Here is a 24,286-nt window from a genome sequence, read left to right as displayed (position 1 = left end):
CATGCACGAGGTATGGAAATATATGAAACAAATGTTGTCTTATTCTGGAGCCGCGATATATGTGAATCTGTTCGGCATGGTCGCCTCCAGCATGCTGGAGAGTGTCGGCATCCTTCTCCTCGTCCCTCTCTTAGGTCTCATCGGCCTGGTCAGCCTGGACGTCGGCGGAGGATATTTTGCATGGATAGACCAGCTGTTGAGCGGCTTCTCCACGGTTGCAGCCTTATGTATCGTGCTCTTTATCTATGCCGCGACGACCATCGCCCAAAGCTTTATCTACCGCAGCGTCATGATTCAGAATGTCGAGCTGCAGCATCGTTATGTCCGCGAGCTTCGCCAAGACACCTACCGCGATCTGCTCGGAGCGGGATGGCCTTACTTCTTGCGCAAGCGCGGTTCGGATCTCGTCAACGTCCTTACAATCGAATTAGCCCGCGTTCTTGGCGCGCTTAATACATCCTTTCAACTGGCAGCCTCCGCGATCTTTACGGCGATCCAGATCGTCGTAGCATTCTGGATTTCCCCCATGCTGACGGTGTTCGTGCTGGTATGCGGCGCGCTGCTGGGCCTGCTTTCCCGCAGCTTCATCCGCAGAGCAAAGCAGCTTGGCAGCCAGACCTCCCAGCTGGCTCAGCGATATATGGCTGGCATTACCGACGGAATTACTGGAATCAAGGATATTAAGAGCAATTCGCTGGAACGGTCCCGGCTGGCGTGGATGCATGAGCTAACAGGCGCGATGCTGCGCGAGCAAGTGTCCTATATTACTTTGCGTATGAACTCCCAACTGGTCTATAAGCTGGCTTCCACGCTCCTGGTTGCTGGTTTCATTTTAGCTGCGTTCCTTCTCTTCAAGACGCAAGGCATACAACTGCTTACGATTACCGTTATCTTCGCCCGGCTTTGGCCGAGATTCACGGCCATTCAAGCCAATCTGGAGTCGATTGCATCCATGGCTCCGGCCTGCAGGGCTGTCACATCGCTGCGCAAGGAATGTAAAGAAGCCGCGGAACTGTTTGCTCCGACTGCCGGGGAACATGCATCCCTGACTGTAAGATTAGGCATCCAGTGCCGCAATATCCATTTTCAATACAGTCACGACTCCCCTTATTCGCTCCAAGGCGTCGATATGACCTTGCCGGCAGGCTCCATGACCGCAATCGCCGGACCGTCCGGAGCAGGCAAAAGCACGCTGATCGACGTCATTATGGGACTAATGGTCCCGAGCACGGGCGAAATCGTCGTTGACGGCACGCCGCTAGTCGGCGAAACGCTGGCCGCTTATCGCAGGTCGATCGGTTATGTGCCTCAGGATCCGTTCCTGTTCAACGCAACGATCAGGGAAAACATGACGCTGGTCCTGCCGGACGCAAATGATGAACAAATCTGGGAAGCGCTTCGATTCGCATCATGCGAGGACTTCGTAGCCAGGCTGCCGGAAGGACTAAATACCGTCATCGGCGATCGGGGCGTCCGCTTATCCGGCGGCGAACGGCAGCGCCTTGTCCTGGCGAGAGCTATTATCCGCAAGCCCTCTGTACTTGTGCTGGACGAGGCGACCAGCGCCCTCGATACGGAAAATGAGAGCAATATTCAAGAAGCCATCGACCGTCTTAAGGGGTCCATGACGATTATCGTTATCGCGCATCGCTTGACCACGCTGCGCGGCGCCGATCGGGTCTATGTTCTCCAGGGAGGCCGGATCGTGGAGGAAGGAGATTTTGCAAATCTTGCCGCCGATCGTGACGGTTATTTAGGCAAATCGTTAGACAAGATGTCTCCCGCCCATGTTTCATCGTTTTAAATTTACTTATAATTCCAATTAGTCCTGTTCCTTTGCATCAAATGAACCAAACTCCATTCATTTGCTTTCGTAATTGCAACAAATTCGTTATAATAGAATTCATATTGTTGCTATTGCGCTGGCCAAGGAGGCATCTGCCATGATTGGAGAAAGAATTCAAATGTTTCGCAAACGGAAAGGTTTTTCGTTAACTGAGCTCTCCCAAAGAGCAGGGGTTGCGAAATCGTATTTGAGCTCCATCGAAAGAGGGCTTCAGCAGAACCCTTCCATTCAGTTTCTTGAGAAGATCGGGGAAGTGCTTGGCGTGCCTGTCGAGGAGTTTGTAGGACAGGAACAAGCGGAAGGCAGCGCCGTCCACTTAGACCGGGATTGGGAGAATTTAGTTCGGGAAGCGATGGCTTCCGGCGTAAGCAAGGAACAATTCAAGGAATTTCTGGAATTTAATAAGTGGAAATTTAACCGCGAATAACGCTGTATTTTTATACAGCGTTTTCTTTTATAATGGATTGCCCCTGCTCCTGAAGGATACGCAGTACCTTGCTCACTTCTTCCGTCGTGAGTCCCTTCGAACGCGCGCTTAACATAAGCTCTACCCACTCCGCATCCAAATCCTGCTGGTTGTCCGATATAAATCGTGTCATCCTAAAATCCCCCACTTCGTTGGGGCGGTTGCACCACTGACTCCATGCGTTGTAAGGTGCCCAGATACTAAACGCACTTCTTCGTCTCCCATATAATATGTATCCAAATTGTCCACAAACCAAATAATAGCTTATCTGGAACGAAGATGCTGTCGCTTTCTGTCTCCGGATTTTGAGAGATTGCTTCTCAATTTGTCGAATTTCTTGGAATCAAATGAAGAAAAAGGGGCAAGTATCCATTTCCTGAAGCGCTGTGAGGCTGACGGCTCATGGTTGACACAATGTCGGCATCGGGACGCTGTATGACCTCCATAAACCTCTAGATAGGCTCTGCGTATACGACGCTGCCCGCGTAACCTCTCGGATTAGCTAGCTGCCACCTCCAGGCGTCCGCACACATCTCCGCAATGCCTCGCGTCGCCTGCCATCCCAGCTCCGCATTCGCTTTGTTCGGATTGGCGTAGCAGGCACCAATATCGCCTGGCCGTCTTCCCGCAACTCGGTATGGAATCGTTTTTCCCGACGCCCGTTCGAAAGCCCGGATCATCTCCAGTACGCTATAGCCGCATCCCGTGCCTAGATTATAAACATGGATGCCTGCGGCGGAAGCCAGCTTATCGATGGCCTTAAGATGTCCCTGTGCCAGATCGACGACGTGGATATAATCCCTGACGCCCGTACCGTCGGGCGTATCGTAATCGTCGCCGAATACGGCAACTTCCTTGAGCTTGCCCACCGCGACCTGCGCGATATAAGGCATCAGATTGCCCGGCACTCCGCTCGGGTCCTCTCCGATCCGGCCGCTCTCATGTGCGCCGACGGGATTAAAGTAACGAAGAATGCCAATGCTCCAACGCGGATCGGAGCATACGAGATCATCCAGCATTTGCTCGATCATTTGTTTCGTTCGGCCATATGGATTAATGGCCCCCACGGGGGCTTCCTCGGAAATCGGCACCTGCTTGGGCATGCCGTATACGGTAGCAGACGAGCTAAAGAGCAGCCGGCGGACGCCGAACTCCTCCATCACACTGCATAACGTCATTGTACTCATCAGATTTTGATGGTAATACTTAAGCGGCAGCTGCACCGATTCTCCAACGGCCTTTAGTCCGGCGAAGTGGATGACCGCCTCGATGTCGTGATTGCGGAATACCGTCCGCAGCGCCTCCCTGTCCACCAAGTCCTGGATATAGACCGGGAAAGACCTGTTTGCGATTTCGGCTACCCGACGAAGTGCTTCTCCGTGGCTATTGGACAGATTATCAATGACGACGATGTCCTTCCCTTGACTCAATAACTCGACGCAGGTATGGCTTCCGATATATCCCGCTCCGCCTGTTACTAATATGGCCATTGCAGAACTCCTCCGATCAGCTTGAATTCCTTACAAAGAACATTTTATAGTTTTATTGTTCTTAATTAAGAACATTGTAACATACGTTTGTTCTTTTGTCTGCTATAACATGATACAGTTTGTATAATAAACAAAAGCCCTCCCGCCGCCTTTAGAAGCAGCAAGAGGGCAATAGGCATACGGCTCGCAATCCTTAAGATCCCGTCCGGGCTGCCTTTAATAACAAGTCTTGCGGATCGTCCTTCATAATCCCGTTTGCCCAACGTTCGATCAATATCTTCATTCCATTTAAAGAGACATGCTTCGCAGAAGTCCCCCGTTGAGTGTCCGCGTTGATCTCGCCTGGCTCGATTTCGCTCCCGGACCGACATGACCGCAATTTCTCCCGCGCGCGGAATAACAGGGAGCGGACGGCGGACATCGTGTACCCCAGACCTAGGGCAATCTCGTTCATCGTATAGCCGAAATAATCGGCGAGCAGCCAGACTTTCAATTGATTGGCGGGCAGCTTGGCGGCCAGCCATTCCATCCAACCTTTGATCTCAAAATAGCAGCTGTCCCGGCGCCCCTCTTCCAGTGCCAAATCGCCAGACGTCTCGCGTATCCTTCGTTTCCTGTACCCGTCGATCCGCTTGTTTCTTGCGACCTTCATCAGGAAAGGCCGTATCTCCTTGATCTCTCCCCGCCGCTTATAATAACGGAATGCCAGCGCCACCGTCTCCTGCAACAGATCCTCTCCGTCCCAGGTCGAGCCCGTCAAATAGACGCAATATTGCCGAAGCTCCCGCAGCCAGGGCTTAACGGCTTCTTCGAATGCGTTTCCGCTCGTCATGACGAGTCTCTCCTTTCCGTTGCGTCCCCCGCCGCTTGAGGCTCCAGCCGAATTCCGGTATCGTCTATGATCAACTTGACTTTATCTCTGATGGCAAGCCGCTCCCTGTACTCAGCCGGGATTTGCAGCCTCCCGAACCTGTCCACGACAGCGTATTCCTCGTAATCGCGGAACGCTCCGGCGGATACTTCAGCTGCTTCGTTGGCTGAGTCTTCCGCAGCTTTCCCTTCTTGCCCTCTTTCGGCTTCCCGCTTAATCAGCTCGGAGCTGGTCATCCCGTCGCGAATCGCTACGACGCGATCTACCTTGCCCGCAAGACCCATGTCGTGGGTGACGATGACAATCGTGACGCCGGTCTCTTCGTTTAGCTTGCGGAAGATGCCCATAATGGTATCGGCGGTCCCCGCGTCGACAGATCCGGTAGGTTCGTCCGCCAGCAACAGCGACGGGCGGTTTGCGAGGGAGATGGCAATGGCCGTGCGCTGCTGCTCGCCTCCCGACAGCTGAACCAGCTTATTGCCGCTGCGATGCGTCAGCCCTACCCATTCGATAAGCTGCTTGGCATACGTCTCGTCAATGCGCCCCGCAACCATCATCGCCGTCTCCACATTCTCCAGCACGGTCAGATAGGGAAGCAGGTTGCGCGAATTATTTTGCCAGATGAAGCCGACCGTACGCTGCTTATAGAATACTCGCTCCTTCTCGGTCATTTGCAGAAGATCCCAATCGCCGATCAAGGCCTTGCCGGCAGTAGGGACGTCAAGGCCGCCAAGCACGTTAAGGAGCGTCGACTTGCCGCTTCCGCTATTGCCGATGATCGCAATCATTTCGCCCGCATTCACTTGAAGATTAAGCCCCTGCAGTGCAACGACCTCCACATCGTCCGACTTGAATATTTTCACTAATCCTTCGCACTGGATCATCCTTATCTCTCCTCCCCCAGCTTAACCGCTTGATGAACGCGAAGCTTCAAGATTTGCGCGATCAGCAGACTCCCCCCAACCGTAATCATGGCTACTACGATGATAAGAAGCTGCAAGGTATCCTTTAAATCGAAAACGATAACGAACGGCGGTACTTGACCGCTCGCTCCCGATTGAAGGAACGGGATAAAGAGCCGGCTCGCCGCTCGGCCGATGCCAAGTCCCAGAACGATCGCGAGACCTGTCGAGAGCAGCTGCTCCAGCAGCAGCATGAGCGTCAACTGGCCGCGCATCAGCCCCGTCGCCCGCAGGATGCCGAGCTGCACCGTACGCCTTGCCAGGCTGAATACCCAGAAAAGCAAATAACCGATAAAGGAAATCGCCACCGAGACGATAAATCCCAGCGACAGGATGCCATAGGTACCTTCCCGCTCGGGAAGGAGCTTTCTCAGCTTCCATTCGTTGCGCGCGTCGCTAAGCGCGGACGTCTCTATGCCTTGGGCCCGCAAATGTTCGACGATCGGCATTGCCTTGGCGTCATCCTCCATGTCAAGCCACAACGCGTAAGGGGTCAGCGGGATATGCTCGTACAAGTAATCCAAATGCGCCACGACGAAAGGCGTGTCGGGATCCAGCGACGGCCAATAATCGGAAATGCCCGCGATCACTAATTCGATAGGGGTGCCTTGCACCGTCATTTGGAGAAGGTCGCCTTGCTTTAAGCCGTGTTTCTCCGCGAACATGCCGGAAATAATCGCGCCTTGCTCGTATTCGCCCATCCAGCGAAGCAAGGTGAAAGGATGGGCGCTCTCGTAGAGGTCGATACGCCACCAAGAGCTCCGGGCAAAATCGGCATTATCGATGCCCATCAGCTTGCCCTTGCCAAGTCCCTTGCCCGCGATCGACAGTTCGCCTTCCAATTGCAGGACGCGAGCCGACGATCTCACCCCCGGCATATTCTCGAACGGTGTCTGGGGAGGCTCCGTGTAGACGGTATCCCGCGGCTGATCCTCCGGAATATAGTTGCCCTCCTCGTCAAACAGTTGGACCTCCCCTTCCCATACGGGCTGCAGCACGACATCGGCGCCGTTGCCGTACAGGAGCCTTTCGCTTTCATTGCGATCCATCGTTCTAGCGGCGGAAGCGTGGAAGATGCCGAGACCCAGCGTCATGATCAGAAGAAGCATCAGCGGATAATACGAGCGCTGCGAGCGCGACAGCTGAACGAATACCAGATGGAGCGATACCGGGAGCAAGCGTCGGAACAACGAATGCAACAGTTGCAGCGCTAGCGGGAACAACCTTAAGGCGACAAGTCCTGCTGCGAACATGGCTGCCGCGGGAATGAGAAAAAATAGCTGCTGCACCTGCATTGCGCCTCCTTCTCCTGCGCCCCCGGTCAATACTCGCCCGCTTTCGAAGCCGTACCAACCTAACCCAGCCAGCGCCAGCAGAGCCGCATCGAGATACCATCGCTGCCACAGCGGCGGCCGGTCGCTCCTCGCCTGCCGCTTCTTGTAGGCCACGATCGACTGCTTCCCGAACGAGCCTAACGGAAGCGTGCCCGCGACTATGGCAACGACGACGGCAGAGAAGCCATACCAGCCGGACAAGACGCTCCAGCCGACTGCCGCTTCCTTGCCCGGCTGGAATTGCATAAAGCCGTCCGTCCACACCATGACGCGCGCCATCCCGATCGCCAGCAGCATGCCGACCAACCAGGCGATCGCTCCCAGCATGGCGCTCTCCAGGAGGAAGATTCCATAGATCAGTCGCATCCGGGCGCCCCTGCTCCGGAGAACGGCAATGTCGTTGCGCTGCCGCTCCAGCGCCTGACCGGCGTTCATATAGATGAAATAGAAACACATGGCGAGCATCGGCACGGCCAACGCAACAAGCTGCGCCTGCAGTTTAACGTCTTCGCTCCGAAACTTCTCGATAAGGCCAAGGAAGCTTATATCGACGCGCAGCTCGCGCAGCATTCGGAACAGATCGCTCTCCAGCCGCTTCATGCCGTTCTCGAGACGCGCCAAGTCGCCGCGATCCAAATTCGCCAGCTCGAATAAGCCGTACCAATTGGCTGAGGCTACATTGCCTCCCAGCTCCCCCAGCACTCTCTCCTCCATGGCTTGCGGCGATATCATCAGCATGCCGGAGAGCGAGGCTAATCCCTGGTACCAGTACGGCGAAGCTTCATCCTTCGGACGAAACACCCCGACAATGACGAATTCTGCCTTCTGGTTGCCGGTACGCGTCTGTACCGTGTAGGAATAGCTATCCCCGACCTTCAGGAATTGGCGAGCAAGCGCCTCTTCCGATACGATGGCTTCGATCGGGCCTTCCTTGGAGACGTCCCCGTACATCCGGCCGTCCGTCAGCTCCACCTGCTCCTTCATGCCGGTCTGCGACATTAACGTCATCTGCCGTCTGCGGTTGTCGGCCTTCCCCTCGCCGCCGGGTCGAAGCTGCGATTGCGCCAGCGAATACGCCTCGACGGATTGTTTTCTGGGATATCCGATTTGCGATGGCAGCAGGTTCGCGACATAATCGTTAACCGTCTGCAGCTCCTCTACCTTCGTATGCGTACCCCGCGCGGCCTGATAACGAAGCAGCAGCGAACCCGGCGGCGACGAGCCTGCGTCCTCCGTCAGCGACGAAACCATCAATTTCTTTAGCGCATGCTCCGTATAGACCGGTATGCAGGCGGTAAACGCTACGGCAATCAACAAGCCCAGCATCGTGCTGGCCGTCAATATCCGGTTATTCCACATTTTTCGCCGGACGAACCGGAGCATCCCCTTCATCGCCCAACCACCTTCTGTCCGGGCTCAAGCCCTTTCAAGATCTCCACCTCGGTCGAGGTAGACACGCCAACCTCCACATCCACCTCGCGTTTGTTGCCCTCCGCATCGACCACCTGCACGTAATTTCTGCCCGAGCCCGTGCGCAGCGCGGCGGGAGGAATGAGCACGGCATCCTTCTTCCTCTCCGTAACGACGGCTGCGCTTAGCGGGGTGCCGGACTTCGCGTCCTTGGGAAAATCATCGAGTTCGATAAGCACGAACGCGTCGAGCGCTCCTCCCTTCCCGCCCGAAGCGGAAGCAATGGGCATCCGCGACACCTTCCCCTTGAAGCTGCCCAGCGTATTGATCTGCACCTGCGCTTCCATGCCGATCGCTATCTTCTCCTGGTCGGAAGCGGAGAACCCCGCCGCCACGACAAGCTTCGTCCAATCCGCAAGCTCGCCGATTGTCTCGTACGCGTTTGCCATATCGCCGACTTCCTTCGCGAAGGATACGATCGTTCCGTCGAAAGGGGCCGTTAGCTCCGACGCGTCCAGCTTTGCCTGCAGCTCATCCCTCTCGCTTACAAGCAGCTTGAAATTCAGCTCGTCAAGCTCTTTCTGCATTGGCGTGCGGCTGTCGTCCCTGAGCTTCTCGATCATGGCAAGCTCCGCTTGCCGAACCTCGATATTTTTGCGCTTTAACTGCGTCTCCAGCGTACCGGTCGCAAGCTTCGCGATGGTCTGACCCTTTTTCACCGTGTCGCCCGCTTTGACCATGAGCTCCGAAATCTGTCCGCTTTCGCCCCCGAATTTCAGTTCTTCTTGCCGGGCGGACATCAGCTTGCCCGTAGCGCTTACCTTCGTCTCTATGTCCGCCCTGGCCACGGTAAATTCCGGTTTTTTCGAAAGCTTGGGAGGCTCGATCAATTGAATCAGCTCCGCATCCGACGCTTCGGGGGACAGACTGCAGCCCGATGCTGTCATCCATATCGACGCGAGCGCTAACGCCAGCATGAACCTCCATTTCTTACTTCCCCAGCCTGCCATCGGCCATTTCATAAACATTATCCGCTACCTCCAGCATCGTTTGATCATGTGTCGTCATGCAGATCGTCATGCCATCGCCCTGCAGCTGCCGGAAAAGAGCCAATATCCGCTTCGACATTGCCGTATCCAGCTCGGCAGTAGGTTCGTCCGCCAGCAGCAGCTTCGGAGAAGGAGCGACCGCTTTCGCGATCGCCACCCTCTGTTGCTCTCCGCCGGACAGCTCGTATGGGCGGTGCAGCGGCCGATTGGCCATGCCGACAAGCTCCAGGCAAAGATTAATTCTCTCCTCCCATAAGCCGGACGGCGTGCCTGCCATGCGCAGGCCCAGCTCCACGTTCTCCTTTACGGACAGCAGCGGATGCAACGCGTAGGATTGGAACACGAATCCAATTTGTCTTTGCCGCAGCTTCGTCCGGCCTTTATCGCCAAGAGCCTGAAGCGGTTGTCCATCCACGATTGCCGATCCTTCCGAGGCCAGATCCAGTCCCCCCATAATGTTCAGCAATGTCGTCTTCCCCGAGCCTGACCGTCCTCTAAGCATAACCAGGCTGCCGGCCGTCAGGGTCAAGTCGATTCCCTTCAGCACTTCAACGCGCGCTGCCCCTGCTCCGAATGACTTTTCTACTCCGCTAAGCTGAACGATCGGCGATTCCACTATGCTCCCCGTCTCCATGACTTACCCGCCAATGAAGATGGAAGTGGCCATACCTCCGAATCCGCCGTCGCCGCGTTCCTTCTCGCCGCTCAAATTTGCTTCGGCCAGCGCGTCCACGGCTCTGTCCATCAAATCTTTAAACGCCTCGTCCGGGCTTTTGCTGCCGCTCGCCGCCGCTCCGATCTCCTCTCCCGCGATCTTAGCAAAGCTGTTGCGGAACCCTTTGGGGTACCAATTCGTCGACTCCTTGGGCAACGGCTTCAATTGATAGAAAGGCGACAAATCGGCTCCGCTCGCGCTGGTCTCGTATCCCTTTCTCGACTCCAGTCCCATCGACGTTTTGGCCCGAATCTTTGCCGCTTCTTCGCTGTGCACGTATTGGACAAACATCCATGCTTGGTCGCTTTGCGCGGAAGCCGCGTTAATCGCGAAAATTTGGGAGATTTCGTATTCGCTGGTCTGATCCGGCGCGCTGGCGTCCACCGGCGCCGTCACGACGCCCATGTTGATCGGCTCGGGAGACTTGACTTCTTGTACGGCTTCGTCCGACCCCGACGCAGCTCGGAACGAAACGGCACCGCCCGCCATGCCACCGTTGCTCATATTCATCAGCATGGGATTGTCGACCGTCATGGCCGCCCGGCCTTGCTGGAACAACATGCCGTCCAGCGAGAAGCCCTGCTCGGAGTTTTGCGGCATGAACACCGTTTTCCCCGCATAACCGCCTACTACGGCTTCGAAGATTTCCTTCCATTCCGGATCCGACAACGTCAGCTCCGTCGCGTCCGCGTTCAAGTAATTCAACCCCTTGGCGGCGGCCATATCCTGAATAAGCTTAAAGGCATTCTGATCGAACATGGAGGGCGCAAATCCGTAGATGCGGCTCTCGTCGTCTCCGTCCGCAGGGAAACGGGCCGCGAGCTGAAGCACCTCTTCCCACGTCATGCCGTCGCTTGGTTCCGGCACCCCGTATTTCGCGAACAGGTCCTTGTTGTAGTAGAGCGCCTTCGTATTAAAGGATGGAGACAGACCGTACAGCTTGCCTCCCCCGGAATCCCGCAGCAATTGAACGACACCTTCCACGATATTCTCGATATCGAAGCCGGATTGCTGAACCATCGCGTCGAGATCGTACAGCTTCCCGTCCGCCGCCAGCGTCTCGTATTGCTCCATCGTCAGCAGCACCACATCCGGCTGCTCGGCGTCAATGAGATCGGACATGGCCTGTGCGGGATCCTTTTGCATGGAGACGTCCATCGTCGGAATGATCTCGAACTCTACGTTCGGATATTTGGCGTTAAACACGTTGCCGTAACTTTGATAAAAAGATTGCTCGTTGAAATAAGCGACTTTGAGCGTAACGGGTTCTCCCGGATCCGGCACCTTGTCCTTGCTTTCCCCTCCCGATGTGCAGCCAGCCAGCATCGCCGCAATTAAAGGAACAGCAACTACACTTCCGGCACTCCACTTCCCGTTCCAAATCTTCATACAATCGTTCTCCCCTCTTGGCTTCAAATTAAAGTTGTTCACTCCTGCCATTATGAGGCCCTACTCTTTGAATTGAATTTGATTAGCTTAAATGAAGCTTAAATTAGGTTTGCTCCTCTCCCTGCAGCAATTACCGCGTGTCATACAGCTTACAAAAGCGATTTGAGTAAAAAGTTTACCGGGCATGAGATACCAGGTTGAATGATGCCTTTAAGTCGGTGGAGACGCCAAAAAACAACGTTCGTTACACGATTAACGTGAAAATGAACGTTGTTTTTAAGAGGACTGCCATGGTCTATCCTTTGACCCCGCCTAACGTTGCTCCTTCAATAATTTTACGCTGGAATAACATATACACGATAATTGTAGGAATGACCGTAATGACAAGACCGGCAAGAAGAGTAACCCAGTCCGACTTGTATTCCATCATCGCATTCGCCGCATACATATTAACACTGACCGTGTACTTGTCCGGATCACTCAGCAAAATGAACGGGCCCAGGAAGTCATTATATAATGCGACAAACTTGAATATACCAATTGTGACGAGCCCAGGCATAGCAAGCGGAACTATAATTTTTCTAACGACCTGGAATATTGTTGCCCCATCGATGAACGCACTCTCCTCTAGTTCCTTAGGCAGGGAACGCATAAAGCTTCCAAGCAACAGCAATTCAAAAGCGCCCAGCGGCAAGCTGGCAAGAAGTACAAGGCCATTCAAGCTGTTTGTCAGATCAAGCGCTCTCATGAGCGTATACTGTGGAACCAGGATGTTGATGCCCGGCAAGAACAGCGACAGCATAATGAGACTCCATACGATGTTGCGAAGCTTCCACTCCATTTTCGTAAAGGCATAGGCGTTCACAACTGCCAATGTTAAACTAATGAACAAGCTTAAGCCGACATAGTACACGGTATTCAGCATCGATTGTCCTACACCGAGGTTCGTCCATGCCTTGCTATAATTGGACCATTGAAACGTGCTTGGCAATGACCAAATATCGGCAAAAAATTGTTGATTTGTTTTAAATGATTGATAGACAATCCAGATGATCGGAAGAATGACACTTAAAGCCCATAGCAACAATATGATACGCCATACGAGAGATCCTATCCTTCTTGTCATGAAAACCCGCCCTTCAAAATTCTACGCTATCTTTCGAGAATACTTTATCGATGACAACCTTGAGCAGCACCAACAGGACGAAAATGAGCATCCCGATCGTAGACGCATATCCGTAAAAGTGCTGACTTAAACTTTCCGTGCCAAAGGCCAGGTTAAACATGTAAAGCGATATAACTTCCGTTGCGCCGCCAGGGCCGCCTTTCGTCATAATAAACATATATTCAAATTCCTTAATGACATTCAGCATTAAGAAAATCATTCCCACACGAATGATACCTGACATTAAAGGCAAAGTAATCTTCGTAAATCGTTGAAAACTCGTAATGCCATCAAGCGTGGCAGATTCATAGATCGTCTTCGGAATCGCGCTCATTGCATTCATAAAAATAACGACATAGAAACCAACGTAACACCAGACGTATAACGGAATCGTTGATGCCAGCGCAGTCTTTGGACTACCCAGCCAGTTGTGATCCCCTCCTATGCCTAATACCCGCAGCACACTATTTAATAATCCGAATGTACCGTCATAGATAAAGCTCCAGATCAGTGCGATTACGACGAGTGACAAGACGTTCGGGAAGAAGAATAATACCTTATAAAATTTGTTTTCCTTATATTGGCGGTTCACAAGCAGGTCAGCCAGTACCAACGAAATGATTAGTGTAATGGGAATGACAGTGGCGACGAGAATAAGATTATGCTTAAGCGCGTTCAAGACGACTGGATCTTGAAATAATCGGATGTAGTTATCCAGGCCAATATATTTTTTCTCCCCGATTCCGTTCCAGTCCAGGAACGAATAATAGATGGAAAGTACATTGGGATATAGAGTAAACAACACATACGCAGCAAAGGGCGGCAATACCGCCAGGAATAAAAACACTTTTTTTTGAATATGAATATTCGTCCGGGTTAATGTCTTCAAAGCGATCTCTCTCCTGTCCAAGTCGCCGCACAGACCGTTGACTTATTGATCAACGGTCTGCTTGGCTCGATTAGTTGCTGGTTAGCGATACGGAGATTGTATTACTTCCCGGCTTCCTGTACAGCCTTCTGAAGCAAGCGCTCTCCCTCTTCGAGAATCGGCAACGGCTCCTTCTGACCTGTCAAGATAAGCGCGGTATTATCTTGAACGTGCTTATTAGCCGCGACAAAGTCAGGCGAGTTTAGTACGACCTTACGACTTTTCAATTCGAGTACCACATTGTTCTCGCTCATATAGGTAGCGATCGACTTCTGCAACGGCTTCATATTAGCCGCTCGCGCGGAATCATCCATGAAGTCGGATCTCAGAGGGAACGCGCCGCCTTTATCAACCAAGATCTGCTGAACCTCATTCGTCAGCAACGATACCAAAAATTGTTTTGCCCATTGCTTCGTCAGATCAGGTTTGTTCGCCCAAATTTGAAAAGCATAGCTGAGACCATTATTGATGTGGATCGGTGTTTCGGGGTTATTGGAAAACGGAACGGCCATATAACCCCACTTGAAGTCCTCCGGCGCAGATTCCTTCATCTCATTCTCGATCCAATCGCCCGAAGGCACCATGGCCGCTTTGCCTTGCAGTGCAAGCATTTGGGATTGGGTATGATTCATACCTACACTTTGTTTGCTGATATATCCCTTTTTCCCCATATCGTAAAGACGATTGTACACCTCTACGCTTTCGGCTGATGTAAACTCCGGCCCCGAATAGTTCTCGTAGTGATTTCGGAACTCCTTGTTGCCATTATCAATCGCCAACTCGAACACCTTCGTATCGAAGGAGAATATCGAGTAGTTATAAAGCCCGGAGTACACGATCGGATCGATCCCTTTGCTCATGATCGCTTCACATAATGCCAGGAACTCATCGTACGTTTTCGGTGATTTGTTCCAGCCATTGTCTTCGAACAGCTTCTGATCATAGAACATGCCGCCGATGTAGTTGGCGATAGGGAACAGCCAGTTCTCGCCTTTGTAGTATTGCTCGGGCACATTGTAGCCCGGAACGATTAGCTCGTCCAATGTTTTGCCGCCGCCGTCGGAAGGCTTCATCTGAAAGATGTCTGTAAGCGGCTCCAGCTTATTTGCATCTACAAACTCCGTGTAAGCTAGTCCGTAGAGAATATCGAACATGTCTTTGTCGTCTCCTGCTGCCGCCTTCGTTGTGATCAGATCTGGAATTTTGGGTGAAGCCGTTATATCGAATGTGACGTTCGGATACCGCTCAGTAAATAAAGCAGTTGCATGATCAAACCATTCTCTTCCGTAACCAGCTTCCAGAAACCCGACCTTCAAGGTAACCTTCTCATCTTTAGGCAAACCATTGTCATACACAGCGGGCGCTTCCGCTGCCGGAGTATTGCCATTTGTCGGATTTGCACTTTCTGTTGCAGGGTTATTGCCGTTATTGCCTGAGCATGCAGCGAGCAGCACAGTCAAGGCTGAAAAAACGAGCAACGATGATTTTTTCACTTTTGATTTCATCTTTGTTGACCCTCCTAATATAATTGATTTACTGCTAACTTGAGTATACCTTGTAGATCCGGAAACGTATTTGCATCAGATAATGTTCTTTGTTCTCATGCACAACGATAAAGCTTGCCAATGACGCCTTGTTCCGAAACCGTTTGCAAATAATTGAACTTATCAACTGTCTGCATTTACAATCCGATTGAGGCATACTACAATAGGTCTACCACAAGTCATATTCCCTAGGAGAATCGTTATGCGTATTCGTACCTTTAAGTATGTCGATCACTATTCCCCATCGGATTTCAAGACCGGTGGTATTCACCCTTCTTTCGAGATCTTGTATTTGGCGGAAGGAAGCTATCAAATGCAGTGGTTAGGCGAAACCTATCATATTAAACCAAACTCACTATTTTTTATTACTCCGAACACTCCTCATGACGTCATCATCCTTTCGAGCAAAGCAACATTCTGGTATATCGAGCTGGACGAGGCATTTACCACCTCTTTATTCCCGAGTCTGGAGAATATTCTGGTCTGGAACCGCTTGCAATGTGAATCCGATATATCAAGCCACATGCCCGACGTCATGACTCATACCATCATGGGAATTAATGATCTATTGAGGCATGACATAAAAAACATGACGTGCGGCTCCGATCTTTTAATGCTTGATATTTCGAAGCTGTTCATCATTGTAAACGAACTCCTCCAATCCCATAAGCAGGGTGTTGACTTTCAGGATATTTTAAAGCAACCCCTGAGCCAAACACCCACACAAGACATTATCAAAACATTAATGATCAATATGGAGTCAACATTTAGAGATGACATCACCTTGGGTTATTTGTCCTCATTATCTCATTTCCAAAACTCCTATCTGATCAAAAAGTTTAAAGAATACAGTGGATTTACGCCGATGAGTTACCTAAATGAGCTTCGAATGCGCGCTGCCGCCAACTACTTGACCACAACGACGCTAAAAATCAATCAGATAGCAGAAGAATGTGGTTATCCAAACATTCATCATTTTAGCAGCGCTTTCAAAAAACACACCGGAAAAAGTCCAACCGACTGGCGCAACCAATTCTCCACTGTGAAATCCGAAGCTCATGCATTGACAAGTAAAGAAAAATGAAGGAGCACAAGAAGATAATCCCCTCTATCCCGGGATTATCTCTCTGTGCTCATTTCCTTACGAAAGTAACAGTCTGCTAGATGGTATATGCTATTTTAATGCCCGAAGAATCAATACGACCGCTTCAGCTCTTGTTGTTGAAGCATTAGGAGCAAGAAGATTGCCATTTTTACCGGTCAGGAGACCACTGTTTATTAAAGCATGAATCCCCGTTTTCGCCCATACCGGGATATCTTGATCATCGACAAATGAGGTCGCACCACTAGCAATTCTTGAAGCTAGTCCCAGCGCCCTTGCCACAATCACGGCCATCTCGGCCCGGCTAATCGTTTGGTTTGGACGGAAGGTGTTGTCCTCATACCCCTGAATCCAGTCCAATTGTACGGCTGCAGCAATCGCCTCCTTCGCCCATGCCCCTATTTGATCTTGATCAGTAAACGTTAACGCTCTATTTCCAGTAGTATCCAGTTGCAAAGCCCCTGCAAGCAACTTCACAAATTCTGCCCGTGTCACCTTACCATCTGGACGGAACGTACCGTCCGGATACCCGGACACGAAGCCAGATTTGCTCGCTTGCGCGATGGATTGCTCTGCCCAGTGTCCTTGCAGGTCGGTAAATATAGCAGGAATAGTTGAATCCTCTACTGCAAACACCGCAAACTTCGTGAAATGATTCACTGTTGCTTCTACTAAATTGCCTTCAACAACGGTACCGCCAACTTCAAGCCATGTCTTGGCAGCCTCATCATAGTAGAATATTACTGGCTTATTGTTACCAACAACATTAGGATCATAAACCATACGTACGGTGACAGGTTTTTTAAAGTTGCCGTTTACCGTCTTCAATACCTCGTATATGCGACTAGCCGGGGTATGGGATGAGTCAGCAATCAGGTCGTCTGTATCTGTTACTTCCGTAATCGTAATTGTTGCTGTTGTATCCAAAGCGCCAGCCGGAATATACATCTGAATCAGTTGCTTCAGATGGACTTGACCTGCTTGACCTGCCTGTATAGTAACTGTACCTTCCTTCGGCGGAACCGTATTAGGATTTGTTGGCCATTCGGTTGGCGGAGTCTCCAGATCCGGTTCAATTGGATTAGCCAGCTTCAGAGCCAAGCGCTTCAACTCATCGCCTGTTAATTTGCGTTCGAATATACGCAAATCATCGATATATCCGTGTAAGTTCAAGCTGGCATCCTCTAGTGAAGCGCCTACGATTAACACTCCACTCGCTTCAGTTAAAGGCCCTACAGCAATTGATGTCGCAACCTGTTCGCCATCGATATAGAGTTCCATGGCATCCGCTTGGTCGTATACAACTGCAACATGGCGCCAGCCCGGTGTGTTAACCTCAGGACCTACTAACGTATACCATTCTCCACCGTCCGCCTGCACACTTGCCTGCAGGTGTCCATCTGCTATTTCTACTACAAGTTGCTCGCTCGTCATGATGATCTGATCTCTAAACTCCTGTGGATTCATCCATAATGACCAGGTGAATGTGTCGTTATTCAAGCTAAAATCTTTCTGAGTCTGTATATAATTGACAACACCATCGAAAAAAAGACCGCTTGAACCAAATTTGGCACCTGAATCAAAGGCTATAGCCCATGGGACAAATTCTGTCAATTCCCCATTAACATATCGGATAATATCACCTGTATGTCCATTGCCTGACCAATCATAGACTTGGGTACCCCTGCTTTCATCGAAGGACCAGTGCAGTGCGAGCCCGTCGCTAACCTGGGCTGCGCCTGTAGCTACAAAGCTTACATCATCAATCCATACGATCCCGGGCACCATTCGCGCATCCAGATACAAGGAAACATTGCTTGACGTAACAACGGATGGGGTTGTAAATTTCACATTTACCCTGGTCCAATCCTTCGTTCCATAGATAGGCTGCGTTATATTGTTATAAGCAGCCGGCCCTGTTACTACCGTACGAAGCAGTGCTCCGGAGCCTCTCACATCATCTGTTTTGATCCATGCGCTTAGTTCATATTCCTTGTTAGGCTGTAAGGTCACATCTTGCCGTAGAACGACCTCATCAACTACGCCAGACAACTTCAACGAGGTGCCTCCTGTACGGTATACATTCTGATCCAGGGTCGCCGTAATTTCTGAACCCATATTCCAGCTTGTTGGACTATTACTGTTCCATGCTTCAAAGGATGCATTCCGAATCATATTATCTTGGCCATTGACCATGATTTCAATAGGTGCCGAAGTGGTTTCCAGCCCTTTTGTTGTAGTCGCTACTGCCGTAATCGAATAGCTTCCCGAACGGTTTACGGTCCAATTAGCGATATATGGAACAGCTGTCGATGAACCTACTTCATCTCCATTAGCGTAGTAGGTTACTTTGGAAATCCCTTCCGGCGCAGCAGCCTCTGATCCCAACCCAAGCTGAGCACCTACATTTAAAGTAAGTCCGGAATTCAAAGTCGTAATCTCTACTGTAGGCTCATTGTAGGATTGTGATGGAATCACTTCGAATATTCTCCCGTCTCCAGGACGCACTTCGATCTCCGAGACTCCTATTGTAAATAGCTCATCTGTTTCCAAGTCCTTCAATTGTCCTTTAAATTGCTTGGAATCAATAGTCAACAACTGATCGGACAGCACGTCCGTATTGACGGCAACAACATAATGCTTATCCCCATTCTTCTCTACTAATGTACTGACATAAGGCTTGGCAGAACCTGTAGCAGTCGCCGTAAAACGATCTTTATCCTTTTTTGTGCCCAGGAATGTCTCGCGTAGCGGATTCAATCTTCCGGTCAGATCCTCTACCTCGGCAAACAACACTTCATTGTCACTCAAACCCGTCCAACCTGAATCCAGTTGTGTGCCATATACAAACCAGAATATACCTGTAGCCCCTTCTCCAATGGCTAACCACTGCTGCTCGCGAACCTCAGCCGGGAGCGGCTCACGTAAAGAGAAACGACCTGCATTATAGGCATGGGTCTGTAAAATCATCCAAAGCGGTGTATCCTCTGATCTTTCCTTAATAATTTCACGTGTATAGCTGATAAAATCCCAGCCGCCGTATCCATAGGCATTCATCGTAAAGTCGCCCAATGGATTAATCTGGGCTGCCGGATAAACGTCTACAATATAAACATCCTGATCAAGCGCGGCAGCCATCGGACCCGCACGATCAAAACCGATAATAGGTGTAGAAACTTTAATATCAGGGGCAAGTTCATGAATAATATCCGCTGCATTCACATGCTTCTCCAGCGTGTACAGCTCTGGCTCATCCGAAATGTTAATCCCTTTCACGCTAGGATGATCCTTGAGCAAGTCTACGACTGGCGTAACAATTTCTCTTGCGGCATCCAGATCGCCTGACACTGCAGTATCATGCAGCCATGGATAAAAATCAACGTGCGCGCCAAAGTAAACATCAAGTCCATATTTATCGGACACTTCCATCATTTCTGCATCGCGTTCAGCGTTGCCGTTGGATAACATAATCGCATTAAGGCCTCTTGACTGAAGATCATTAACGATATCCTTGAATAGCCCTTTCTTACCGCGTATTAGATTGGCATCTTCAAATACCCCGATCGGGAAGTCGCTTGGATCAGGCTTTACAATGTCTTCCGGATAAAATGGAGGGACATCCTCTGATTCACCCTTGACTGTAAAATTTTTGACCTTCTGCCCGTATGCCGTTGGCGACGTCATCATAAAACCGGCGGTTTGAATATTTAAAGGCTCATCGCCCACATTCAGCGAGTTCACATAGCGCGCGTCATTGATCCATAACGATACGGTTTGAGTATTCGCATTATACTCCAACTTTACGTTGGTATAACTATCGACATCAATTTCTGCCGTTCCAGAGGCCAATACCTTGTCTGCGCCCTCTGTGTAAATCACATAATTCCCTGATGCGCCAAGCAATGCCCATACCTGGCCTGTAAACCAAAAATAATTCAAATCACCGGCATATCCTAATGCAACCCATCCAGAAGGCATATCGCCTATTTGAATGTCATAGGAAATACTAGTCACCGGATCTATTGGAGTATAGGCTACTTGCGCCAGCGGATAATGATTATTCCCGCCATCCTTACTCGTAATATAGCTATCGGACGGATCTCCTGCAAATACAAATTCAGGAGAAGCTTCCCACCAACGTCCATCTACCAAAGTTTCCAAATAATTTAGTTTTTTTCCTTCCGTGCGGTTAGTGTCGTTCATCGCCAGATCATCAAATACCTCCAGCGCCGACTCTGGCGTCCTTGCTTCTCCACGTACAGCAAAATTAGAGAAGTTCTGTTCGCCATTACTTGCGGTGCAAATCATAAAGCCCGCGTACAGAATCTCGCCATCCAAATCACCTATTTCTACATTATCCACGTACTTCACCCCATTAACCCACAGGGATATCGTATCTGCTGCAAGATTGTAGGCTAGCTTCACATGTGTTGGATTACCCTCGGCAGATACAGCAGCATCTCCGCCTGCTATCATTTCTATCCCATTCTTATAGACCCGATAAGTACCATTTTTATTAATATGAGCCCATAGCGCGCCCACGCCAGAGGTCCACAATTCGCCTATATCAGATGCATATCCAATCGCCGACCAATCCTCTGAACCTAATACGATATCGGATTCAATACTTGTCGCATCAGCTGCTGGGCGATAAGGTACGAATGCCGTAGGATATCCCCCCGCGTTACTGGTCACATATTGTTTGCCCTCTGTTTCAGCGAATACAAGCTGGGGACTAGCCGTCCATTTCTCGGCAGCCACTGGAGTAATTTGTCCATTTAAGGAGCTACCCAAAGAACGATTGGGGGCATTAGCGGCCAAATCATCTGCTATAGCAAGTGATTGTTGCTCTTCGCCACGAATGACTACATTTTTAATTCGTTGTTCGGAGGCAGTAGGATAAGCGATCATAAAGCCAGCGTAGTTGATCTCTCCTATGCCGCCTACCTGAAGGCTTGCCACAACTTCTGTTCCGTTTATCCATAAAGACGCCATATCCGTCGCTTTATTATATTGCAGCTTCACATTCGTATAGTCCGTGCCGCTGGATACAGCTGCATGCCCAGTAACGATGGCATTTGAACCATTCTTTAAAATTTGATAGGTACCCGATGGAGAAACGTATGCCCATAGTTGGCCCGTTGTCCACAAATAATTATTATCGTTGCTATAGCCAATCGCTACCCAGCTCGAGTTCTGCAGAACAATATCCGCTTCTATATTGGTCTCAACAGTCGGATTATATGGAACATATGCATAGGGGTGATCTACGCCATCGCTTGTAATGTAGCTATCCAAGCTATTGATTTCATCTTGAGCAAAACTAAACCCGCTAACTGAACGCCACGCTTTATCGCCGGTAGACGTCGTCTTGCTATTTAAAGCGCTCCCTGCTGTTCGATCGCTGTCATTAATCGCTAGCGTATCTGAAACTGCAACAGGAGTGATCTCTATAGGCGCAACAGGCTCTGCTGCTGCATAAAGCGGCAACACGGAAAATACCATTAATAACGCAAGGGATACCTTTAAAATTTTTTTGGTAAACAAATTGACTCCTCCTTCTTGATGTTCATCCTTATTTTGTTTCCGTTACTGTGTATTGCGCACCTAACAACCAATTATAATGCGCTTACATTAAACGATTTCAAAAATCCGTCCATTCATCACCCCTCTTTAAGTGCAGTTATTTGACTCCAGTAAAGTGTACATCCGGAGAAGCGGGAAGTCTTTACAATAGATACGCCTCTCGAGCAAGAGGATTCGCCGGGAAACGGCAAAATGACAGCAGTGAGCAAGCCCGTTTTGTACGATATTGTCATTCCTGTAGTTAAGAGGCATATGAAAAGCCACCTTCAAAGATAAAACGAAGGTGGCCTTCCAAAATGTCTAACGACGTTCCAGCTGATCTATGTGGTTACTATGTCGGAAACGTCATCACGATCGTCGTACCCTTATGAAGCACGCTGTCCGCTTCGATCTTGCCGCCATGACGGGTTACGATCCATTGCGCGATCGAAAGCCCGAGCCCCGTGCCGCCTTCCGTCCGATTTCTCGTCTTGTCTCCACGGTAAAAGCGCTCGAATATAAACGGTAGCTCTTCTCTCGGAATGCCCGGCCCTGTATCCTGGATCTTAAGCACGACGCCTGACGCCGTCTTCTTGCAAGACGCCCGAACCTTGCCTCCGTGAAGCGTATATTTGATCGCGTTATCGAGCAGGATCATGAGCAGTTGCTGCAGCCGCTCTTCATCGCCGGATATCGTCGATTCTTCGGGAAGATACACCGATAACAGGATGTTCTTCATGGCGGCCAGCGGCAGAAATTGCTTGGCGGCTCCCCTTGTCAAATCGTCGAGCCTGACCGGCCGCATCTGAAGCTCGAGTCCTTCGGAATCGCTTTGCGCCAACGTCAGGAGCCCATTTACAAGTTTGTTCATCCGTTTGATCTCCTTCAGCATCGTCGATATCTCCATGCTCTCCTCTTCAATCGTATGACCCGGATGGCGAAGCAACAGCTCCGTATGCGTCTGGAGAACCGCAAGCGGAGTCCGCAGCTCATGAGAAGCGTCCGCCATGAACTGCTGCTGCTTCTCCCAGGAGGAACGGATCGGCACGAGCGCCCGCTTGGCCAAATACAAGCCGGCGAGAATCGATATGCCTCCCCCGAATATGATGCCTACGATGATAAGGGTCATAATCGTGTTAAGCATGCTGATCTCCGAGCTGATGTCGCTCACGTATTGATAATAACCCACTTCGGAATCGCCGCCGTTAGCCCGTATGTTTAACAGTCTATATTCGGCTCCCTTATGACTAATGGAATAGAGACCTTCCTTTTGCAGCGAACGCTGCAGCACGTCCAGCAGATTGGGCGGATAAGAATAGGTAATATCCATATTCAGCAGTTGTCCCTCATCGTTCCAGAAGAGAATGTCCACATTGCGCGCGAAAACGCTGCTGGCCGAACTGACGGTAGCGAGGGAAAGCTTCGTTTCCTGCGCCATGACAAACGGCAAGCCCTGCGTCGGCATAGTCGAAATCGTCGTCACGGGTCTCCACATGACAGAACGTTCCTCCAGCGCCTTGTCGATGCCGCCGATAATCGTCGTCCTCATATACAAGTACAAGCTTGTCCCCAGTACGGTCAATATGAGGAACAAAACGGTGGCATTGAGCAGCGTCAGCCTAATTTTCGTCTTTTGGAACATGCGCCTTCTCCTTCATCATATAGCCGATGCCACGCACCGTATGGATCAGCTCCGGACAACCTGCTGCAGTCAGTTTCTTGCGCAAATAATGGACATACAGCTCCACGATGCCTATGCCCGTGTCCGAGTCGAACCCCCATACGCGATCGAGAATTTGCTCGCGGGTCAGAATTTGATTGCGGTTAATGACCAGAAATTCTAGCAGCTCGAATTCCTTCGCCGAAAGCTTAAGCGGTACCTGGTTATAGTAACCCTCCTGAAGGCGCGGCCGTACCGTCAATGGACCTATGCCGATATCGCCGTTCTCGGTCAACGTACCGTGCCTGCGCAATATCGCTCTCGCCCGCGCCAGCAGCTCCTGAAAGGCGACCGGCTTCACGACGTAATCGTCTGCTCCGGCGTCGAGCCCCTCAACCCTCCGTTCCACCGCGTCGAGCGCCGTCAGCAACAGGATCGGGGTATCGATCCCCCTTGCGCGCAAATAATGGATGATCGCGATACCCGTCATGCCGGGCAGCATTAAATCCAGAATGATGAGATCGTAAATATTTTGCTCCGCCATGAAAGCCCCGTCATCCCCGCGCAGCGAAACATGCACCTGGAAACCTTCCTCGCGCAGCACGCTTGATACAGCGTGATTAAGAGATTCGTCGTCCTCTATGACCAACACTTGCACATTCGCCCCAACCTTCCCGTCTATCAACTGGTGGTCCTAGTATAAAGGATAAAGCTTAAAAGAAGATTAGACCGTCGTTCCGGCGTCGCTGCACCATCTGGCAGCATTAGACGAGTCCCTATCTCTGTCCGA

17 protein-coding genes and 1 riboswitch are annotated in these 24,286 nt (G+C 50.8%); of the genes, 3 read left to right on the top strand and 14 right to left on the bottom strand.

What is annotated here, in order from left to right:
• The first annotated feature begins 1 nt into the window (after position 1).
• Both KJW29_RS02825 and KJW29_RS02820 read left to right on the top strand, forming a co-directional pair.
• Positions 2-1,804, top strand: coding sequence for an ABC transporter ATP-binding protein (locus KJW29_RS02825; protein WP_214628682.1), 1,803 nt, complete (start codon positions 2-4; stop codon positions 1,802-1,804).
• Positions 1,805-1,943: 139 nt separating this feature from the next.
• Positions 1,944-2,273 carry a helix-turn-helix domain-containing protein gene (locus KJW29_RS02820; protein WP_087566664.1) on the top strand — a complete coding sequence of 110 codons (330 nt, stop codon included), beginning with the start codon at positions 1,944-1,946 and terminating at the stop codon, positions 2,271-2,273.
• Between the two features lie 10 nt (positions 2,274-2,283).
• On the opposite strand, the gene KJW29_RS02815 is transcribed toward KJW29_RS02820, so the two are convergent.
• The 11 genes from KJW29_RS02815 to KJW29_RS02765 all read right to left on the bottom strand — a co-directional run bounded on the left by KJW29_RS02815 (position 2,284) and on the right by KJW29_RS02765 (position 15,130).
• Positions 2,284-2,445: a hypothetical protein gene (locus tag KJW29_RS02815; RefSeq protein WP_179215383.1), complete on the bottom strand. Its 162-nt coding sequence runs from the start codon at positions 2,443-2,445 to the stop codon at positions 2,284-2,286.
• Between the two features lie 13 nt (positions 2,446-2,458).
• A riboswitch (cyclic di-GMP riboswitch) is annotated at positions 2,459-2,543 on the bottom strand.
• Between the two features lie 221 nt (positions 2,544-2,764).
• A complete protein-coding gene (galE, locus tag KJW29_RS02810) occupies positions 2,765-3,802 on the bottom strand; it encodes a UDP-glucose 4-epimerase GalE (protein WP_214628681.1) in 1,038 nt (345 codons plus the stop codon).
• Between the two features lie 193 nt (positions 3,803-3,995).
• Entirely contained in the window at positions 3,996-4,634 is a 639-nt protein-coding gene (locus KJW29_RS02805) for an RNA polymerase sigma factor (RefSeq protein ID WP_214628680.1), read from the bottom strand.
• Complete coding sequence (locus tag KJW29_RS02800; protein ID WP_214628679.1) at positions 4,631-5,557, bottom strand: ATP-binding cassette domain-containing protein; 927 nt, start codon at positions 5,555-5,557, stop codon at positions 4,631-4,633. The genes KJW29_RS02805 and KJW29_RS02800 overlap by 4 nt, the downstream gene beginning before the upstream one ends.
• A gap of 2 nt (positions 5,558-5,559) precedes the next feature.
• Positions 5,560-8,361 carry an ABC transporter permease gene (locus tag KJW29_RS02795; protein ID WP_214628678.1) on the bottom strand — a complete coding sequence of 934 codons (2,802 nt, stop codon included), beginning with the start codon at positions 8,359-8,361 and terminating at the stop codon, positions 5,560-5,562.
• The gene (locus KJW29_RS02790) at positions 8,358-9,407 is read right to left on the bottom strand and encodes an efflux RND transporter periplasmic adaptor subunit (protein WP_214628677.1); all 1,050 of its coding nucleotides are present in this window, start codon (positions 9,405-9,407) and stop codon (positions 8,358-8,360) included. The genes KJW29_RS02795 and KJW29_RS02790 overlap by 4 nt, the downstream gene beginning before the upstream one ends.
• The gene (locus tag KJW29_RS02785; RefSeq protein ID WP_214628676.1) at positions 9,370-10,062 is read right to left on the bottom strand and encodes an ABC transporter ATP-binding protein; all 693 of its coding nucleotides are present in this window, start codon (positions 10,060-10,062) and stop codon (positions 9,370-9,372) included. The genes KJW29_RS02790 and KJW29_RS02785 overlap by 38 nt, the downstream gene beginning before the upstream one ends.
• A gap of 3 nt (positions 10,063-10,065) precedes the next feature.
• Positions 10,066-11,532, bottom strand: coding sequence for an ABC transporter substrate-binding protein (locus KJW29_RS02780; RefSeq protein WP_214628675.1), 1,467 nt, complete (start codon positions 11,530-11,532; stop codon positions 10,066-10,068).
• Positions 11,533-11,827: 295 nt separating this feature from the next.
• Entirely contained in the window at positions 11,828-12,658 is an 831-nt protein-coding gene (locus KJW29_RS02775; RefSeq protein ID WP_214628674.1) for a carbohydrate ABC transporter permease, read from the bottom strand.
• Positions 12,659-12,671: 13 nt separating this feature from the next.
• Positions 12,672-13,586: a carbohydrate ABC transporter permease gene (locus KJW29_RS02770; RefSeq protein ID WP_214628673.1), complete on the bottom strand. Its 915-nt coding sequence runs from the start codon at positions 13,584-13,586 to the stop codon at positions 12,672-12,674.
• Between the two features lie 101 nt (positions 13,587-13,687).
• The gene (locus KJW29_RS02765) at positions 13,688-15,130 is read right to left on the bottom strand and encodes an extracellular solute-binding protein (protein WP_214628672.1); all 1,443 of its coding nucleotides are present in this window, start codon (positions 15,128-15,130) and stop codon (positions 13,688-13,690) included.
• Between the two features lie 241 nt (positions 15,131-15,371).
• Between KJW29_RS02765 and KJW29_RS02760 the strand changes: the two genes are divergently transcribed.
• The gene (locus KJW29_RS02760) at positions 15,372-16,253 is read left to right on the top strand and encodes a helix-turn-helix domain-containing protein (protein ID WP_214628671.1); all 882 of its coding nucleotides are present in this window, start codon (positions 15,372-15,374) and stop codon (positions 16,251-16,253) included.
• A gap of 90 nt (positions 16,254-16,343) precedes the next feature.
• Here the strand turns inward: KJW29_RS02760 and KJW29_RS02755 are convergent, their stop codons facing one another.
• The 3 genes from KJW29_RS02755 to KJW29_RS02745 all read right to left on the bottom strand — a co-directional run bounded on the left by KJW29_RS02755 (position 16,344) and on the right by KJW29_RS02745 (position 24,154).
• Positions 16,344-21,818, bottom strand: coding sequence for an S-layer homology domain-containing protein (locus KJW29_RS02755; protein ID WP_214628670.1), 5,475 nt, complete (start codon positions 21,816-21,818; stop codon positions 16,344-16,346).
• Between the two features lie 370 nt (positions 21,819-22,188).
• Positions 22,189-23,478: a sensor histidine kinase gene (locus tag KJW29_RS02750; RefSeq protein WP_214628669.1), complete on the bottom strand. Its 1,290-nt coding sequence runs from the start codon at positions 23,476-23,478 to the stop codon at positions 22,189-22,191.
• Positions 23,456-24,154 (bottom strand): response regulator transcription factor, encoded by a 699-nt coding sequence (locus KJW29_RS02745; RefSeq protein WP_214628668.1) that lies wholly within the window; start codon positions 24,152-24,154, stop codon positions 23,456-23,458. The genes KJW29_RS02750 and KJW29_RS02745 overlap by 23 nt, the downstream gene beginning before the upstream one ends.
• Positions 24,155-24,286 lie beyond the last annotated feature (132 nt).

This window comes from Paenibacillus agaridevorans (assembly GCF_018604145.1).
GTDB classification, from domain to species: Bacteria; Bacillota; Bacilli; order Paenibacillales; family Paenibacillaceae; genus Pristimantibacillus; species Pristimantibacillus agaridevorans.
This window is presented reverse-complemented; position numbering and strand designations above follow the sequence as displayed.